Raw genomic sequence first — 17,559 nt, forward strand, 5'->3', positions numbered from 1 at the left:
AGCCGGCGGCGGTCGATACCGGCGCAGCTCCAGGCCAGCGGACGCCGTGGAACGGGCTCCGTCCGGCCACTGGCGGCGTCCCCCTTCCCGGCGAAGCCGAGAGAAGGGGGAAGGCGCGCAGCGCCTCAGGGGGTTGTTTCCTTACTTGATGATGTTCTTGCCGAACCACTGCTCGGCGATCTTGGCGGCGGCGCCGTCCTTCTTCATCTCGGCCAGTGCCGTGTCGATGCGGCCTTGCAGCGCGGCGTCATCCTTGCGCACGCCCACTCCGTAGTCTTCGGTGCCGAAATGGTCCTGCAGCACAGCGTAGTCCTGCGGCTTCTTGGCCACGTAGTAGCGGCCCACCACTTCGTCGACCACCACGGCTTCGAGCCGGCCGGTGGACAGGTCCATCAGCGCGGTCACGTTGTCGCCGAAGGTCTTGAACTCCTTGAACGACTTGAACACCGCCTCGTCCTTCTTGGCGGCGTCCACGGCGCTGGAGCCGTCCTGCGCGCCGACGACCTTTCCAGCCAGGTCGGCCTTGGTCTTGATGGGCGACTGCGCGGGCACCACGATGATCTGGTGGTTTTCCATGTAGGGCGCGGTGAAGGCGATGTTCTTCTTGCGCTCTTCGGTGATGGTCAGGCCGTTCCACAGCGCATCGACGCGCTGGCCAGCCAGTTCAGCCTCCTTGGCGCTCCAGTCGATCGGCTTGAATTCGACCTCCACGCCCATGCGCTTGGCCGCTTCACGGGCCATGTCGATGTCGAAGCCGACCAGCTGGTTCTTGTCGTCGCGAAAGCCCATCGGCGGAAAGTTGTCGTCCAGGCCGACCACGATCTTGGCGACGGCAGCCGGTGCGGGTGCGGCAGCGGTGCCCGCGTTCTGCGCGTTGTCGTTCTTTCCGCAACCGGCGAGTAGGGCGCCCAGAGAAACCAGGGCGATGGCAGCGATCTTTTTCATGACTCTCGAATTCCAAAGACAAAAAACAGCGCGTGCCCGCCAGCCTCCATCGGCTGCCCGGGACACGCGCATCGTGTGATTCCAGGGGCCTATTGTCTCCGAGACCGCAGGCCTTGCTCCACAACGGTGCACCCTGCCACCGTGAATGCACCACGATGTGGCACACCACTTAACTGTGCCGACACGCCCAATTCTCAAAAAAGAGAGCGGCCAGCGCCCGCCCCTCAACGGTTTCAAGAAGAAAAGCCTTGAATCTGAATGGAATCAGGCGCTACCAGCTACGCCATTGATAGCAGCCACCCGCCCTGCCCGGCCTGCCGCAGGGCGGCTGCGCCGCTCTCAGTCGCCCATCACCAGGCGCCGCACCATGCCGCTGGGCTCGGCGTGTGCGCGGTCGTACATGGACCGGTAGTACGGCAGCATGCGCAGCGCGGCGGCGTGGCTCTCGCCCATCTGGCCGCTGATGGCGCCCGCCATGTCGCGGATCTCGGCGCGGATGGCGCTCGTGTCGATGCGGGTGTGCCGGCCGTTGTCCATCACCACGTCGCCGCCTACGATGGTGGTGCGCACCGAGCTGCCGTCTTCGCTGTAGACCAGTTGGCGCTCGATGTCGTTGAACGGCGTGAAGGCCCAGGTGTCGAGGTCGAGCAGGATGATGTCGGCCGCTGCGCCCACGCTAAGTTGGCCCAGGTCCTTCTCGCGGCGGATGGCGCGGGCGCCGCCGCGCGTCATGGCGCGCAGCACTTCGCCGTGGCGCGGCCAGCGGTTGTAGTCGGGCGTGCTGAGGTTGTGCACCAGCCCGGCCATCTTGCCGGCCTGCCAGACGTTGGCGGTGTCGTCGGTGCACAGTTCATCGGTGCCGATGGCCACGGTGATGCCGGCGTCGCGCAGCGCTCGAAACGGCATCACGCCGCTGCCCAGGCGCAGGTTGCACACCGGGTTGTGCGCCACCACGGCGTCGGCATCGGCCAGCAGACGAATGTCGTGTTCGTCGATCCAGATGGCGTGGATGATCTGGCTGCGCTCGTCCAGAATGCCCAGGTCGTGCACATGCCGCAGCAGCGACTTGCCGAACCGCTCGCGCCCCGTGGCTCGCTGCAGTTTGGTCTCCAGCACGTGGATGTTGAACGGCAAGTCGTTTGCGCGGCTGAGGTCGGCCAGGGCGAGAAAGTAGTCGTCCATCACGCGCTGCGGCGCCGAGCAAGACACCGCTGCCGCCAGCCGCCCGCCATTGCCGCCGTGCCAGAACGACAGCAGGTAGCGGTACAGCTCCAGCAGTTCTTCGGTGCTTTGGCGCGGCGCGGCTTCCATCTCCTGGCGCAGCGCGGGCGTGAGCAGCTCTTTGAGGTACGGAAACTTGTCGTATTCCACGATGTTGGGCTGGTCGATGGCCACGGTGGCCCGAATGCCCGCATCGGCATAGGCCTGCATCACCGCGTCGATGCTCTCGGGCGTGGCCACGGGCACGTGGTAGGCGTCGTCGTGCACCGTGGTGATGCCGCGCTCCAGCATCTCCAGCGCGCCCATCAGCGTGCGCAGGTAGGCGAAGCGGTAGCTGTCGCCCTGCTGCGCCAGCGGCGGCACCTCGTACAGCATGAAGATCTCCAGCGGATAGCCGTCGAGCTGGCCCTTGAGGAAATTGCCCGGCGAGTGAAAGTGCGCGTTCACCAGGCCCGGCATGGCCAGCTGGCCCGCCGCGTCCAGCAGGCGCACCTCGCCTGCCGGCTGCGGCAGGTTCGGGCCGATGGCCGTGATGCGGCCGCCTTGCACCAGGATGTCGGCACAAGGCCACTCGCGGTGCTGGTCGTCCAGGGTCAGGATGCGTGCATTGCGGATCAGCAGTGTGGTGTCTACCGTCATGCCGCTGCGGCTCCTGCGGCCTCTTGCTCCGCGAACGCGCGGTCCACTTCGTCGGCCAGCAGTTCGGCGAGCTGGTCGTGCAGCGCATGGAACGCCGGGTCGCGCGGATTGCGCGGGCGCTCCAGCGTCACCGGCACGATGGTCTTGATACGCCCGGGGCGTGCGGTGAACACGACGATGCGGTCGGCCAGCCCGATGGCCTCTTCGATGGAGTGGGTCACCAGCAGCATCGACGCGCCGCTTTGCCTCCACAGGTCGAGCAGGTAGTTCTGCATCTTGGCGCGCGTCTGGATATCGAGCGCGGCGAAGGGCTCGTCCATCAACAGCACCTTGGGCTGCAACGCCAGCGCCCGCGCCATGGCGGCGCGCTGGCGCATGCCGCCCGACAGCTCGCTGGGCCGCTTGTGCGCAAAGCCGTTCAGGCCCACGCGCGCCAGCAGGTCCAGTGCGCGCTGCTCGCGCTCGGCCCGGGGCACGCCCTGCAGTTGCAGGCCGTAGGCCACGTTGTCGCGTATGTCGAGCCACGGGAACAGCGCCGCCTCCTGAAAGATCATGCCGCGCTGCGGGCTGGTGCCGGTGATCGCCTGGCCCTCGCTCCACAGCGTGCCGTGCGTGGCCTGCTCCAGGCCCGCCAGCAGGTACAGCAAGGTGCTCTTGCCGCAGCCCGAGGGCCCCAGCAGCACCACGAAGTCGCCGGCCTGCACCTCGAAGTGAATGTCCTGCAGCGCGACGAAGGGTTTGGCGCTGTCGGTGTTCCAGGTCTTGCCAACGCCACGGCATTCGATGGCCGGCAGTTGGGTACGAAGGGGCGTATTGCTTTGCATGTTCATTTCCCGTTCGCCTTGCCGGCATCGATCCACCACAGCATGCGGCGTTGAATCAGGCCCAGGGCCTGGTCGAATACGAAGCCCGCCAGGCCGATCAGCGTCATGGTGAAGAACACCAGGCTGGCGTTGAAGGTGTTGCGCGCCATCATCACGATCTGCCCCAGGCCGCTGCCTACGCCAGCGGCTTCGGCGATGAGCACCACCATCCACGCTGCAAACAGGTTGATGCGCAGCGTGACGAACAGGCCGGGAAGGATGGCCGGCAGGATCACCGTGCGAAACACCTGGCGTTTGCTCGCGCCCATGATGCGTGCCACGTGGATGTAGGCCTTGGGCACCTCGTCGATCTGCGCCAGCGTGGCGATCACCATCACGAAGAAGATGGCGATGAACACCATGAAGATGGCCGGCTTGTCTCCAATGCCGAACAGGAAAACCGCCACCGGCAACCAAGCCACCGGCGAGATCGGCGCAAACATCGTGATGGCCGGCAGGCCGAGCTTGCCGAACACGGTGTTGTAGCGAATGAGCACGCCCACTGCCAGGCTCAGCACGAATCCCAGCAGCAGGCCGACGAACACGCGCATCGACGTCCACAGCACCACGCTGAGCACGCCCAGCCAGCTGCCGCCTTCGCCGCTGGAGCCAATGGTGTTGGCCATGTCGAAGAAGTGCAGTTGCTCGCTCCAGTTGCCCAGAAAGACGTGGGGGGCGGGCATGAGCAGCGGGTCGGCCCAGCCTAGGGCAGCGGCCACTTCCCACAGGCCGACGATGGAGCCGATGGAGGCCAGCGTCCATAACGCGGCCACCAGATGACGGCGCAGGTTCTTCAGCATGCGCGGGCCGGTTGCAGCAGGGGATCGGGACGGCAGATGGGCCGATGCAACGGGCGCACGCCCGCCATCGGTTGCCAGTTGGGCAGCAGACATGGCTGGTTCACTTTCAAACAGTGTGTGCGGGACAAGGCGCTCAGGCCGACTTGAGCTTGAGGCCCGCGAACAGCGCCTGGTGCTCGGCGATGACCTTCTCCAGCGGCCCCCAGTCGAACATCTTGGCGTCGGGCAGCTTCTTGAGGTAGCCCATCTCCTTCATCGACTGCGCGCGCTGCAAGATGAATTGCGTCTGGTTGCGCTGGTCGATCATCACCGGCTGGCGCTGCGAGGCCAGCGTGGCGGCCTCCATCGTGGTCTTGTAATAGGTACCCACGGTTTCCTTGAGCGCGCTCGCGCGGTCGGTCTCGATCTGCTGCTGCGCAGTGAGCAGCGCCTTGATCACCGCGCGCACCACCTCGGGCTGCTTTTGCAGCAGCGGCGTGCGCACGGCCAGCACGCAGTCGGCGTATTGCGGGCCGTACACATCGCTGCCGTCGCTCAGCACGCTGGCGCCCTTGCGCGCGGCCACGGTCTGCGTGGCGTAGGGCTCCACCGCGCAGATGGCATCCACCGCGCCGCCAATGAAGGCCTGGGCCATCTCGGGCGAGGTGTTGAAGTAGCGGATCTTCACGTCCTTGAAGGTGAGGCCGGCCTTCTTCAGCCAGTCGTAGGGCAGCACCTCCAGCGTGTCGGCCTGGAAGGTGCCCAGCGTCTTGCCCTTCATGTCGGCCGCGCTTTGGATGCCCTCGCGCGCAACGATCAGGCAGCCGTTCACGCCGCCGCCGGCCACCACGCGCACGGGTGCGCCGGCGTCGTACAGCGACAGGAAGTTGGAGTACGGAATCATCGACATGTCCACCGCGCCCACGCCGAACAGCGTGACGATGTCGGTGTTGGTGGGCGTGACGACGAACTCCAGATCGACGCCGTCACCCTGGGCCAGCTGCCGCTGCTTGGCGATGAAGATGCCCAGGTTGCACAGGCCCGCGCCGTGCGTGGCCTTGATGGTGGTGCGCCCGGCCGCACGCGCGGGCGCAGCGCCCAGCGCTGCGGCCATGCCCATGGGCAAAACGACCATGGCGGCCCCGGCGCTGAGCGACTTCAAGAAGCCGCGGCGCGCTGCGGGGGTGAGTGACTGCGCAGCTTGCAGCGCTGCAAAAGCTTGACCGTTGCGTTCGCACATACCGATACCTCATTCTTCGTGGGGACCAGACACCAATGGACTGGCCCGTTGTGACTAAGAAGCCACCACGAAAATTCGGTGATCAGCAGTTGCCGCCACAGCGCCCGGACGTGTTCACGCCCTGTGCCGCAACGGGCATCCGGTCCGCACCGAATTCCCAGAGTGACCCAAGAATTCCGGCACGCCAACCGAAGAAGCCAAATCGCTGCGCTGACTCAGGTGATGCAATCACCGTGCCACACCGGATCGCCGTTTTTGCATCACGCCGGCACCGCTTTGCACCAAAGCGCGGCAAGCGCACGCCGGGCGCGAAGCATGTTGGTGCGGGCGCAGGCCAAAAAAATGGCGCCACCAGGGCGCCATTGAGAGAGGTCGGTGCGAGGCGCACTACGCATCAGCGCGGCAGGTCGGAATACCCCATCAGGAACTCGTCCACCGCGCGGGCGGCTTGCCGGCCTTCGCGAATGGCCCACACCACCAGGCTCTGGCCCCGGCGAATGTCGCCAGCGGCAAACACCTTGGCCACGTTGGTGGCGTAGCCGCCGTCGAACTCGGTGGTCGCACGGGCATTGCCACGCGCGTCCTTGTCCACGCCGAAGGCCTCCAGCACGGCGGCCACGGGGCTCACGAAGCCCATCGCCAGCAGCACCAGGTCGGCCTTCAGGATCTGCTCGGAGCCGGCCACCTCGACCATCTTGCCGTCCTTCCATTCGACGCGCACGGTCTTCAGGCCGGTGACCTTGCCCTTTTCACCGATGAATTCCTTGGTGGAGATGGCGAATTCGCGCTCGCAGCCTTCTTCATGGCTGGAGCTGGTGCGCAGCTTGATCGGCCAGTAGGGCCAGGTCATGGGGCGGTTTTCCACCTCGGGCGGCTGGGGCATCAGCTCGAACTGCGTCACGCTGACGGCGCCGTGGCGGTTGCTGGTGCCCACGCAGTCGCTGCCCGTGTCGCCGCCGCCGATGACGATGACATGCTTGCCGTCGGCGCGCAATTGGCCCTTGAGCTTGTCGCCCGCGTTGACCTTGTTCTGCTGGGGCAGAAATTCCATCGCGAAGTGGATGCCGTCCAGGTCGCGTCCAGGCACGGGCAAATCGCGCGACTGCTCGGCGCCGCCGGTCAGCAGCACGGCGTCGAAGTCGTTTTGCAATTGCTCGGGCGTGACGGTTTCCTTGGCCCAGTTGGTGACCTTGGAGCCCTTGCCCAGGCCGTCCTTGGCAGCACCGACGAACACGCCGGTGCGGATCGTCACGCCTTCGGCCGTCAGCTGCTCTGCCCGGCGGTCGATGTGCGACTTCTCCATCTTGAAGTCTGGAATGCCGTAGCGCAGCAGGCCGCCGATGCGGTCGTTCTTCTCGAACAGGGTCACGTCGTGGCCCACGCGCGCCAGTTGCTGGGCCGCTGCCATGCCGGCAGGGCCAGCGCCGATCACGGCCACCTTCTTGCCGGTCTTGTGCTTGGCCGGCAACGGCTTGACCCAGCCCTCGGCCCAGGCGCGGTCGATGATCGCGTGCTCGATGGACTTGATGCCCACGGCGTCGTCGTTCACGTTGAGCACGCAGGCTGCTTCGCAGGGCGCGGGGCAGATGCGGCCGGTGAACTCGGGGAAGTTGTTCGTGCTGTGCAGCACGGCGATGGCACTCTTCCAGTCCTGCTGATAGACCAGATCGTTGAAGTCCGGAATGATGTTGTTGACCGGGCAGCCGTTGTTGCAGAACGGCGTGCCGCAGTCCATGCAGCGCGCGGCCTGGATCTTGGACTGCGTGTCATCGAGGCCGATGACGAATTCCTTGTAGTGCTTCAAGCGCTCGGGTGCGGGCTTGTAGCCCTCCTCGATGCGCTCGTATTCCATGAAGCCGGTGGTCTTTCCCATGATGTCTGTCCTGATGTCTGTGAATGCTGTGCGGATGAACGAGTGGGCCGGGCCTTACTTGGCGGCGACCGCTTCCTTCTTCGGAGGATTGGCGACCGCGGGGGTCGCGGGCTCCTCCAGCACCTGGCGTTCATGGATCTCGGACAGCGCGCGCTTGTACTCGGTCGGGAAGACCTTGACGAACTTGGCTCGCGATGCCGCCCAGTTGTCCAGCAGCTCGCGCGCACGCTTGCTGCCGGTCCACCGGTTGTGGTCTTCCAGCATCTTCTTGAGCTGGGCTTCGTCGGTCTGGCCGCGGTGCCAAATGCCGCGCGAGAGGCTCGCAGTCTGCTCGTCGGCGGACAGCACGCGCTCCATCGTCACCATCGACAGGTTGCAGCGGGTGTCGAACTGGCCGTCTTCGTCATAGACGTATGCCACGCCGCCGCTCATGCCGGCGGCAAAGTTGCGGCCCGTCTTGCCCAGCACCACCACGGTGCCGCCGGTCATGTATTCACAGCCGTGGTCGCCCGTGCCTTCCACCACCGTCGATGCGCCCGACAGGCGCACCGCGAAGCGTTCGCCGGCCACGCCACTGAAGAACGACTCGCCCGACGTTGCGCCGTACATCACCGTGTTGCCCACGATGGTGTTGCGCACCGTATCACCCCGGAAGTCGATGCTGGGGCGCACCACCACGCGGCCGCCCGACAGGCCCTTGCCGGTGTAATCGTTGGCGTCGCCGATGAGATACAGCGTGATGCCGCGGGTGAGGAACGCGCCAAACGATTGCCCGCCCGTGCCTTCCAGCTGAATGCGGATGGTGTCGTCCGGCAGGCCTTCAGGATGGGCCCGCGTGACGGCGCCGGAGAGCATCGCGCCCACCGACCGGTTGACGTTGCGCGCCACTTCGATGAACTGCACGCGCTCGCCCTTTTCGATGGCGGGCAGGCTGCGTTCGATGAGCTTGCGGTCGAGCGTGTGCTCGATGTTGTGGTCCTGTACGTCCACATGAAAGCGCGGCACGTCGGCGGGCACGTTGGGCTGGGCAAACAGGCGGCCGAAGTCCAGGCCGCGCGCCTTCCAGTGGGCAATGCCGGAGCGCGTGTCGAGCAGATCGGAGCGGCCGATCAGGTCGTCGAACTTGGCAATACCCAGCTGGGCCATGATCTGGCGCACTTCTTCGGCGATGAAGAAGAAGTAGTTCACCACGTGCTCGGGCTTGCCCGAGAACTTGGCGCGCAGTGCCGGGTCTTGCGTGGCCACGCCCACCGGGCAAGTGTTCAGGTGGCACTTGCGCATCATGATGCAGCCTTCGACGATCAGCGGCGCGGTGGCGAAGCCGAATTCGTCAGCACCCAGCAGCGCGCCGATGGCGACGTCGCGGCCGGTCTTCATCTGACCGTCGGCCTGAACGCGGACACGGCCGCGCAGGCGGTTCAGCACCAGGGTCTGCTGGGTTTCGGCCAGGCCGATCTCCCACGGGCCGCCCGCATGCTTGATGGACGACCAGGGCGACGCGCCCGTGCCGCCGTCGTGCCCGGCAATCACGATGTGGTCGCTCTTGCACTTGGTGACGCCTGCGGCGATGGTGCCCACGCCGACTTCGGACACCAGCTTGGTGGAAATCGATGCATGCGGCGCCACGTTCTTCAGATCGTGGATCAGCTGCGCCAGGTCTTCGATGGAGTAGATGTCGTGGTGCGGCGGGGGCGAAATCAGCCCCACGCCCGGCACGCTGTGGCGCAGCTTGCCGATGTAGTTGGTGACCTTGCCGCCGGGCAGCTGGCCGCCCTCGCCAGGCTTGGCGCCCTGGGCCATCTTGATCTGGATCTGGTCGGCCGACGACAGGTATTCGGCCGTGACGCCGAAGCGGCCCGACGCTACTTGCTTGATCTTGGAGCGCAGCGAGTCTCCATCTTGCAGCGTCAGGTCGACCTCGACGTTCTCCGCGCCGATCACGCTCTTGAGCGTGTCGCCCTGCTTGATCGGAATGCCCTTGAGCTCGTTGCGGTAGCGCGCCGCGTCTTCACCGCCCTCGCCCGTGTTGCTCTTGCCTCCGATGCGGTTCATGGCCACGGCCAGCGTGGCGTGCGCCTCGGTACTGATCGAGCCCAGCGACATGGCGCCGGTGGCGAAGCGTTTGACGATCTCTTTCGCCGACTCGACCTGGTCGACCGGAATGGCCTTGGCCGGGTCGAACTTGAACTCGAACAGGCCGCGCAGCGTCATGTGGCGACGGCTCTGGTCGTTGATGATCTGCGCGTATTCCTTGTACGTGTTCCAGTTGTTGGCACGGGTGGAGTGCTGCAGCTTGGCGATGGCGTCGGGGCTCCACATGTGCTCTTCGCCACGCGCGCGCCAGGCGTATTCGCCACCGGCGTCGAGCATGGTTTCCAGCACCGGGTCGTCGCTGAAAGCGGCCTTGTGCATGCGGATGGCTTCTTCGGCAATCTCGAACACGCCGATGCCCTCCACGCGGCTGGCGGTGCCGGTGAAGTACTTGCGCACTGTATCGGTATTCAGGCCGATGGCCTCGAACAGCTGCGCGCCGCAGTAGCTCATGTACGTGCTCACGCCCATCTTGGACATGATCTTGGACAGTCCCTTGCCAATGGCCTTCACATAGTTGTAGATGGCTTTTTCGACCGACAGGTCTCCCGTCATGCCGGCGTGCATCTCGGCCAGGGTTTCCATCGCCAGGTAAGGGTGCACCGCTTCGGCGCCGTAGCCGGCCAGCACCGCGAAGTGGTGCACTTCGCGTGCCGTGCCGGTTTCCACCACCAGGCCGGCCGTGGTGCGCAGGCCTTCGCCCACCAGATGCTGGTGGATGGCCGACAGCGCCAGCAGTGCAGGAATGGCCACCTGCGTGGCGCTCACCTTGCGGTCGCTGATGATCAGGATGTTGGCGCCGCCCTTGATGGCATCGACGGCCTGCGCGCACAGCGAGGCCAGCTTGGCCTCGACACCTTCGCGGCCCCAGGCCAGCGGGTAGGTGATGTCGATGGTCGCGCTCTTGAACTTGCCTTGCGTGTGCTGCTCGATGGCGTGCAGCTTGGCCATGCCGGCGAAGTCAAGAATGGGCTGGCTGACTTCCAGCCGCATCGGCGGGTTGATCTGGTTGATGTCCAGCAGGTTGGGCTTGGGGCCGATGAAGCTGTTGAGCGACATCACGATGGCCTCGCGGATCGGGTCGATCGGCGGGTTCGTCACCTGCGCGAACAACTGCTTGAAGTAATTGAAGAGCGGCTTGTTCTTGCCCGACAGCACGGCCAACGGGCTGTCGTTGCCCATGGAGCCGATGCCCTCTTCGCCGTTCTTGGCCATGGGGGCCATCAGGAACTTGATGTCTTCCTGCGTGTAGCCGAAGGCCTGCTGGCGCTCCAGCAAAGGTAGCTCGGCAGGCTGCGCGCCTGCGGGCACATCGGCGCCCACATCGTCCAGCTTGATGCGCAGGTTCTCGATCCACTGCTTGTAAGGCTTGGTGTTGACGATGTTGGCCTTGAGCTCGTCGTCGTCGATCATGCGGCCTTGTTCCAGATCGATCAGGAACATCTTGCCGGGCTGCAGACGCCACTTGCGCACGATCTTGTTTTCAGGAATCGGCAGCACGCCGGATTCGGACGCCATCACCACCAGATCGTCGTCGGTGATGCAGTAGCGCGAGGGGCGCAGGCCGTTGCGGTCCAGGGTGGCGCCGATCTGGCGGCCGTCGGTGAACACGATGGAGGCCGGGCCGTCCCAGGGCTCCATCATCGCGGCGTGGTATTCATAGAAGGCGCGGCGGCGCTCGTCCATGGTGGTGTGCTGCTCCCACGGCTCGGGAATCATCATCATCACGGCCTGGCTGATGGGGTAGCCGGCCATGGTCAGCAACTCAAGGCAGTTGTCGAAGGTGGCGGTGTCGGACTGGTCGGCGAAGCTGATGGGGTAGAGCTTCTTCAGGTCGGCGGCCAGCACGGGCGAGGCCATCACGCCTTCGCGGGCCTTCATCCAGTTGTAGTTGCCCTTGACGGTGTTGATCTCGCCGTTGTGCGCCACGTAGCGGTAGGGGTGGGCCAGCGGCCACTCGGGGAAGGTGTTGGTGGAAAAGCGCTGGTGCACCAGGCCGATGGCAGAGACGCAGCGCTCGTCCTGCAGGTCCATGTAGTACGTGCCCACCTGGTCGGCCAGCAGCAGGCCCTTGTAGACCACGGTGCGGCTGGACATGCTGGGAACGTAGTATTCCTTGCTGTGCTTGAGCTTCAGGGCCTGGATGTTGGCGCTGGCGGTCTTGCGGATGACATACAGCTTGCGCTCCAGCGCGTCCTGCACGATCACATCGTTGCCACGGCCGATGAACACCTGGCGCAGGATGGGTTCCTTCTTGCGCACGGTGGGCGACATGGGCATGTCGACGTTCACCGGCACATCGCGCCAGCCCAGCAGCACCTGGCCTTCGGCCTTGACGGCGCGCTCCATCTCTTGTTCGCAGGCCAGACGGGAGGCATGCTCCTTGGGCAGGAAAATCATGCCGACGCCATATTCGCCAGCGGGCGGCAACTTCACGCCCTGCTTGGCCATCTCTTCGCGGTAGAGCGCGTCCGGAATCTGGATCAGGATGCCGGCGCCGTCGCCCATCAGCTTGTCGGCACCCACCGCGCCACGGTGATCGATGTTCTCGAGGATCTTCAGCGCCTGGGTCACGATGTCGTGACGCTTGACCCCCTTGATGTGGGCGACAAAGCCCAAGCCGCAAGCGTCGTGCTCATTGCTGGATGAATACAGACCGTGCTGTTGCAGGTGCAGAATTTCGGCGGCCGTCGTCATGGGCGCACTCCTCGGTATAAGAATCGCAGGGATGGTTAGATTAGTGCATTGCAGCAATAGCATGCAAGCACATTATTTGGGGTCAGATTCAGGTTATTGATGAGAATTCTTCTCATCTTTTTTTATCGGGGACGGATCAAACCGCATGGCAGGCTGGTGCCACCGTCTAAGCTCTGTATTGCTCTACTGGACTTCGTCAGTCTTTTTGCGGGGCCGACCGGGAGAAGCTTTCGTCACGCGCCGCTCAGTCTGTTGCTGAAGGTCGTCGATGAACTGCTGCTCCCCCAACGCCCAGCCCGACAGCACCGACGCGGTAATCGCCGTTTGCGCCGCATTGCCGATACCGACCTGCACCAGCGATGCATAAGCCGCCTCCCGGGCGAACGGCGTGTTGCCTAAAGCCCAGAACAGCGCGTGCGGCGTAATCAGGCGGTCGATGCGCAGCCCCAGCGCATGGCCGTGGCTGGACCAGGGATAGTCAATAGGTTGCGTGACCATGCCGGCGCGTACCGGATTGAGATCGATGTAGACCATGCAGGCCAGCAGGTACCGTTCGGACTGCACGAGCGTGGAGCGGTACCGCCCCTCCCACAGCGTGCCGGTGCGCCCGTGCCGGTCGTTGAAATAGCGCACGTAACTGCGGCCAACGGCCTGCATCATCAGCGGCAGCCCTTGCGCAGTCTGCGGTGTGGCCAGCAGATGGAAGTGGTTGTCCATAAGCACATAGGCGTGGACGGCGACGTTGCATCGCTTGGCCTGCTCGGTCAGCAGCGCCAGCATGGTGTCGTAGTCCTGCCGGTCCAGAAAGATCGCCTGGCGGTTGTTGCCGCGCTGGATCACATGATGCGGATAGCCTGGCAGAGTCAGTCGAGGCAGGCGGGCCATGGCGCAAAAAGGCAAAGTGGACGAGGCGCCATGGTAGTCAGATAAAGAATCAGACCCTCATTCTTTGCCGATCTGGAATCCAGGACGCTATATCTTTTATAGCTAATTACGCTTGATAGATAAGCGCTAGAGCACTAAAAGACCTGCACTCTTCTCGATGCGATGCATTCAGCCGAGCAGTGGATCCACCGTTTCAGCAACAGGTTCGCCGACCAAGCCAAAACGTTGACCCAGCACCCCTGCCAACCCGAACTCTTGCAGGATGGCCTTCAGCCGGTCTGCTGCGCTGCGCTTTTTCTGGCCGGTGTAACGCGCGATGATCAGCTCGTTCTTCATGCTGTGCTCCCAGCCCACCAGCTCGGTAACGGTGACCTGGTAGCCGCTGGCCTCCAGATGCAGGCAGCGCAGCACGTTGGTGATCTGGCTGCCCATCTCGCGTGTGTGCAGCGGGTGGCGCCACAGCTCGGCCAAGGGCGTGCGTGCCAACTGCATCGCCTTGCCCTGACGCAGGCAGGCGGCCACCTCAGCCTGGCAGCAGGGCACCAGAACCATAGCGCGCGCCCGTTTCTGCAGGCCGAAAGCGATGGCGTCGTCCGTCGCGGTGTCGCAGGCGTGCAGCGCGGTCACCACGTCGATGCGTGCCGGCAGCTCGGCCGCATCAGCGGACTCCGCCACGGACAGGTTCAGAAACGACATGCGGCCAAAGCCCAGATGCTGGGCCAGGGCGCGCGAACGATCCACCAGTTCGGCACGCGTTTCGATGCCGTAAATGTGCCCGTGCCCGAGTGCCTTGAAATACAGGTCGTAGAGGATGAAGCCCAGGTAAGACTTGCCTGCTCCATGGTCGGCCAGGGTTGGCCCGGCGCCGCCTTCAGCACTAGCGCCCAGTTCTTGCAGCAAAGGCTCGATGAACTGGAACAGGTGGTAGACCTGCTTGAGCTTGCGGCGGGAGTCCTGATTCATCCGCCCCTCGCGGGTCAGGATGTGCAGCTCTTTCAGCAGTTCGATCGACTGGCCTGGCCGCAGTTCGGCCTGCAAGGCAGCGTCCTGCACGACGGCGCCTTCCGCACGCGATGCCTTGGATGCTGATGCCTTGGGCGCTTTGGACCGGCCGGCGTCGCCATTAGAGCGGGCCGCCTTCATGCGCCGGCTTTCGGCACGTTGCCGCCGTGCGCCGGGCAATACCGAGCACCCACATCCAGCGCAGCCCAGCCTTCGGCGCCCAGGTCTTCCAGCACTTCCATGTTGCGCTCGAAGATCGCTTCCGCTTCAGGAAACACTTCGACGGCGCGGTCGATGCTGTCTTCGCGCAGCAGGTGCAGCGTGGGATAAGGGGCGCGGTTGGTGCTGTTGGTCACATCGTCGGTCGACGTGCCGTCGAACTGGAACTGCGGGTGGAACGACGCGACCTGCAATATGCCGCCCAAGTCCATCGCGTCCACCAGGTCGTCCGCCAGTGCCAGAAAGTCGTTGAAGTCCAGAAAGTCCGCCATGCATTCAGGCGCGATCAGCAGCGTAGTGTCGCGCTTTTCGGCGGAAATTTCGGCCAGCGCCTCCAGTTCGCGCTGCAGATCCTGCAGCAGTTCACGCCCATCCGTCGCAGCGCTGACCACATAGTGAATCTGCCCCTTGATATGGACGCCCTTGGCGAAAGGGCACAGGTTCAGGCCGATCACCGCCCGCTCCAGCCATCGCACCGTGTCTTCGACCACCAGTACATCGTGGGACGAGGAACCGCCGGGAGCTGGCAGAGGAACGGGGTCGAGGTCTTGCGACGGCGGCTGGGATGTGGTCATGGCGTGGGGCGAAGAGCGAATGTGAATGCAGCCCGGCAGCGCCTGCATAGGGCGATACAGCTCGGGGCGACCATTTTAAGGAGTGAGCGACTTCAGCGCCCGCTGCGCACTCGCCCTTTACGCCATCGTCCACAGCTACATGGCACCGAAGCCATCGCGCGAGCCATGGTGAAACGGCTCAACCCAAAAGCTGCAGGCCGGTCAAGCGTTGGTGTTCGCTGCCAGCAAAACGGTCGGTCATCCCGGCGATGAAGTCGGCCACGGTTCTTGCGTGATGGGCCTGTCGGGCCCTATCGTCACCCGCAGCGGCGCGAGCGGCGAAAGCAGGCTTCATTTCTTCGGGCCTCGCCATGTAGATGTCGAACAGCTCGCGCACGATCTGCTGGGCCTGCCCTGTGGTTTGCATCACTTGCGGGTGCCTGTAGAGCTGGCTGAAAAGAAACCGCTTGAGCGCCTGCGATTCGGCGCGCATGCCGTCGCTGAAGCCTACCAACGGTGCGGGCGAGTGGCGCACCGCGTCCACGTCAGCGGGCTTGCGGTCGGCCAGCGCATCACCGGTTGTGCCAATCACGTCGTACACCTGCGCGCTGAGCATGCGGCGGATGGCTTCGTTCAACCATCGGCGACGGGACTGGGGTTGTGAGAGCTGCGGATACTCCGCCAGCGCCTGCGCGCAGAAACGCTCGAACAGCGGCACCTCCTGCACCTGCTCCAGGGTAATCAGGCCGGAACGCACACCGTCGTCGATGTCGTGCGCGTTGTAGGCAATCTCGTCAGCAAGATTGCACAGCTGCGCCTCCAGGCTGGGCTGCTGGCGCAGCAAAAACCGCTGGCCGACACCGTACGGCTCACGCGCCTCGATCTGCTCCGCATGGCGACGCGAGCAGTGCTTGAGGATGCCCTCGCGCGTCTCGAAGGTCAGGTTCAACCCGTCGTAGTCGGGGTAACGCTCTTCCAGCGCATCCACCACGCGCAGACTCTGCAGGTTGTGCTCGAAGCCGCCGTGGGCGGCCATGCATTCGTTGAGTGTGTCCTGCCCCGCATGGCCGAACGGCGTGTGGCCCAGGTCATGCGCCAGTGAAATCGCCTCCACCAAGTCTTCGTTGATGCGCAGCGACCGGGCAATGGACCGGGCGAGCTGTGCCACTTCCAGCGAATGCGTCAGCCGCGTGCGAAACATGTCGCCTTCGTGATTCAAAAACACCTGCGTCTTGTAGACGAGCCGCCGGAAGGCCGACGAATGCACGATGCGGTCGCGGTCGCGCTGGTACTCCGTACGCGTCGGGGCGGCAGCTTCGGCATACCGCCGGCCCCGGCTGCGCGCTGGCTCGCAAGCGTAAGGCGCCAGAGCAGAATCAATGGTCAAAATGGCCTCTAGCGCTTATGTATCAAGCGCATGCAGCTATCAAAATAGTAGCCGCCGCAATATCGCATCAAGCGCAGCACGCATCGATGACTTCACGCACCAGCGCATCCGGAGCCGAGCGCACCACCGCCTTACCAGGCCCATCGATGAGAACAAAACGGATCTCGCCGGCTTCGGATTTCTTGTCGCCACGCATCCAATCGATATAACGCCCGGCGTTGTCCTGAGCGTCAATCACAGGCCCGCGCACCGGCAACCCCGCCCGGATAATGAGTGCGCGCAGCCGCTGGACAAAGGCCGCATCTACCAGACCGAGCCGATGGGACAGTTCCACCGCCATCACCATGCCCGCGCCTATGCCTTCGCCATGCAGCCAGTTGCCATAGCCCATGCCCGCTTCGATCGCGTGACCGAAGGTGTGGCCGAAATTCAGAATGGCGCGCAGACCTGCTTCGCGCTCGTCGATGCCCACTACGTGGGCTTTGATTTCGCAGCTGCGGCGAACGGCGTGGGCCAGGGCAACGTGATCGCCTTGCCGCAGAGCCTCGACGTGCACCTCCAGCCAAGCCATGAAATCCATATCGGCGATGGGGCCGTATTTGATGACTTCGGCCAACCCTGCGCTGAGTTCACGCGCCGGTAAAGTCGCCAATGTTTCCAGATCGCACACCACCAGTTGCGGCTGGTAGAACGCTCCGATCATGTTCTTGCCGAGCGGGTGGTTGATCGCCGTCTTGCCACCGACGGAAGAATCCACCTGAGCCAGCAGCGTGGTGGGCACCTGAACGAATGGCACTCCACGCATATAGGAGGCCGCAGCAAAGCCCGTCATGTCGCCGATGACTCCACCTCCCAACGCGTACAAAACAGTTTTGCGGTCACAGCCGTTGGCGAGAAGAGCGTCAAAAATAAGATTCAAATGCTGCCAATCTTTGAACTTCTCGCCATCGGGTAATGCTACGACATTCACATGGGAGTAAAGACCTGCAAGAGTCTCCACAAGGCCTTGAGCATAAAGAGGCCCAACCGTTTCGTTGGTCACGATCAAGGCGTTCGCGCTTCTTGGCAGCCGCTTATACGCCTCCCGCAGAGTCAAGAGCGCCTTGCCGATGACGATGTCGTATGACCGATCTCCAAGATCAATCTTCACTGAGTTCAACATGT

Annotated in this window: 12 protein-coding genes; all 12 read right to left on the bottom strand. The window is 64.2% G+C overall.

Annotated features, from left to right (window positions below; translation table 11 throughout):
• Window positions 1-141 precede the first annotated feature (141 nt).
• The gene (locus RQI28_RS06450) at window positions 142-945 is read right to left on the bottom strand and encodes an amino acid ABC transporter substrate-binding protein (RefSeq protein WP_311221786.1); all 804 of its coding nucleotides are present in this window, start codon (window positions 943-945) and stop codon (window positions 142-144) included.
• Between the two features lie 339 nt (window positions 946-1,284).
• Window positions 1,285-2,805 carry an amidohydrolase family protein gene (locus RQI28_RS06455; protein WP_311221787.1) on the bottom strand — a complete coding sequence of 507 codons (1,521 nt, stop codon included), beginning with the start codon at window positions 2,803-2,805 and terminating at the stop codon, window positions 1,285-1,287.
• Complete coding sequence (locus tag RQI28_RS06460; RefSeq protein WP_311221788.1) at window positions 2,802-3,635, bottom strand: ABC transporter ATP-binding protein; 834 nt, start codon at window positions 3,633-3,635, stop codon at window positions 2,802-2,804. The genes RQI28_RS06455 and RQI28_RS06460 overlap by 4 nt, the downstream gene beginning before the upstream one ends.
• Complete coding sequence (locus RQI28_RS06465) at window positions 3,632-4,561, bottom strand: ABC transporter permease (protein ID WP_311221789.1); 930 nt, start codon at window positions 4,559-4,561, stop codon at window positions 3,632-3,634. Before RQI28_RS06465 ends, RQI28_RS06460 begins: the two co-directional genes overlap by 4 nt.
• Window positions 4,562-4,601: 40 nt before the next feature.
• Entirely contained in the window at window positions 4,602-5,687 is a 1,086-nt protein-coding gene (locus RQI28_RS06470; RefSeq protein ID WP_311221790.1) for an ABC transporter substrate-binding protein, read from the bottom strand.
• A gap of 394 nt (window positions 5,688-6,081) precedes the next feature.
• Window positions 6,082-7,560 (bottom strand): glutamate synthase subunit beta, encoded by a 1,479-nt coding sequence (locus RQI28_RS06475; RefSeq protein ID WP_311221791.1) that lies wholly within the window; start codon window positions 7,558-7,560, stop codon window positions 6,082-6,084.
• 54 nt (window positions 7,561-7,614) lie between these two features.
• Window positions 7,615-12,348, bottom strand: a complete 4,734-nt coding sequence (locus tag RQI28_RS06480; protein ID WP_311221792.1) for a glutamate synthase-related protein — start codon at window positions 12,346-12,348, stop codon at window positions 7,615-7,617.
• A 183-nt stretch (window positions 12,349-12,531) separates the two neighbouring features.
• Entirely contained in the window at window positions 12,532-13,233 is a 702-nt protein-coding gene (locus RQI28_RS06485) for a transposase (protein ID WP_311221793.1), read from the bottom strand.
• Between the two features lie 168 nt (window positions 13,234-13,401).
• A complete protein-coding gene (locus RQI28_RS06490; RefSeq protein WP_311221794.1) occupies window positions 13,402-14,376 on the bottom strand; it encodes an SAM-dependent methyltransferase in 975 nt (324 codons plus the stop codon).
• Window positions 14,373-15,029 carry a DUF1415 domain-containing protein gene (locus RQI28_RS06495; RefSeq protein WP_311221795.1) on the bottom strand — a complete coding sequence of 219 codons (657 nt, stop codon included), beginning with the start codon at window positions 15,027-15,029 and terminating at the stop codon, window positions 14,373-14,375. The genes RQI28_RS06490 and RQI28_RS06495 overlap by 4 nt, the downstream gene beginning before the upstream one ends.
• Window positions 15,030-15,207: 178 nt before the next feature.
• Window positions 15,208-16,395 (bottom strand): deoxyguanosinetriphosphate triphosphohydrolase, encoded by a 1,188-nt coding sequence (locus RQI28_RS06500; protein WP_311221796.1) that lies wholly within the window; start codon window positions 16,393-16,395, stop codon window positions 15,208-15,210.
• Window positions 16,396-16,462: 67 nt separating this feature from the next.
• Window positions 16,463-17,557, bottom strand: coding sequence for a 3-dehydroquinate synthase (aroB, locus tag RQI28_RS06505; protein ID WP_311221797.1), 1,095 nt, complete (start codon window positions 17,555-17,557; stop codon window positions 16,463-16,465).
• Window positions 17,558-17,559: the final 2 nt, after the last annotated feature.

This window comes from Acidovorax sp. WCS2018Noco2-16, from assembly GCF_031843945.1.
Taxonomy (GTDB): Bacteria; Pseudomonadota; Gammaproteobacteria; order Burkholderiales; family Burkholderiaceae_C; genus Paracidovorax.

Bases quoted from the DNA above. Each gene is read 5' to 3' on its own strand.
- RQI28_RS06470 (WP_311221790.1), bottom strand. From the start codon at position 5,687: ATGTGCGAACGCAACGGTCAAGCTTTTGCAGCGCTGCAAGCTGCGCAG.
- RQI28_RS06450 (WP_311221786.1), bottom strand. From the start codon at position 945: ATGAAAAAGATCGCTGCCATCGCCCTGGTTTCTCTGGGCGCCCTACTC.
- RQI28_RS06460 (WP_311221788.1), bottom strand. From the start codon at position 3,635: ATGAACATGCAAAGCAATACGCCCCTTCGTACCCAACTGCCGGCCATC.
- RQI28_RS06455 (WP_311221787.1), bottom strand. From the start codon at position 2,805: ATGACGGTAGACACCACACTGCTGATCCGCAATGCACGCATCCTGACC.
- RQI28_RS06485 (WP_311221793.1), bottom strand. From the start codon at position 13,233: ATGGCCCGCCTGCCTCGACTGACTCTGCCAGGCTATCCGCATCATGTG.
- RQI28_RS06490 (WP_311221794.1), bottom strand. From the start codon at position 14,376: ATGAAGGCGGCCCGCTCTAATGGCGACGCCGGCCGGTCCAAAGCGCCC.
- RQI28_RS06465 (WP_311221789.1), bottom strand. From the start codon at position 4,561: ATGTCTGCTGCCCAACTGGCAACCGATGGCGGGCGTGCGCCCGTTGCA.
- RQI28_RS06495 (WP_311221795.1), bottom strand. From the start codon at position 15,029: ATGACCACATCCCAGCCGCCGTCGCAAGACCTCGACCCCGTTCCTCTG.
- RQI28_RS06480 (WP_311221792.1), bottom strand. From the start codon at position 12,348: ATGACGACGGCCGCCGAAATTCTGCACCTGCAACAGCACGGTCTGTAT.
- aroB (WP_311221797.1), bottom strand. From the start codon at position 17,557: ATGTTGAACTCAGTGAAGATTGATCTTGGAGATCGGTCATACGACATC.
- RQI28_RS06475 (WP_311221791.1), bottom strand. From the start codon at position 7,560: ATGGGAAAGACCACCGGCTTCATGGAATACGAGCGCATCGAGGAGGGC.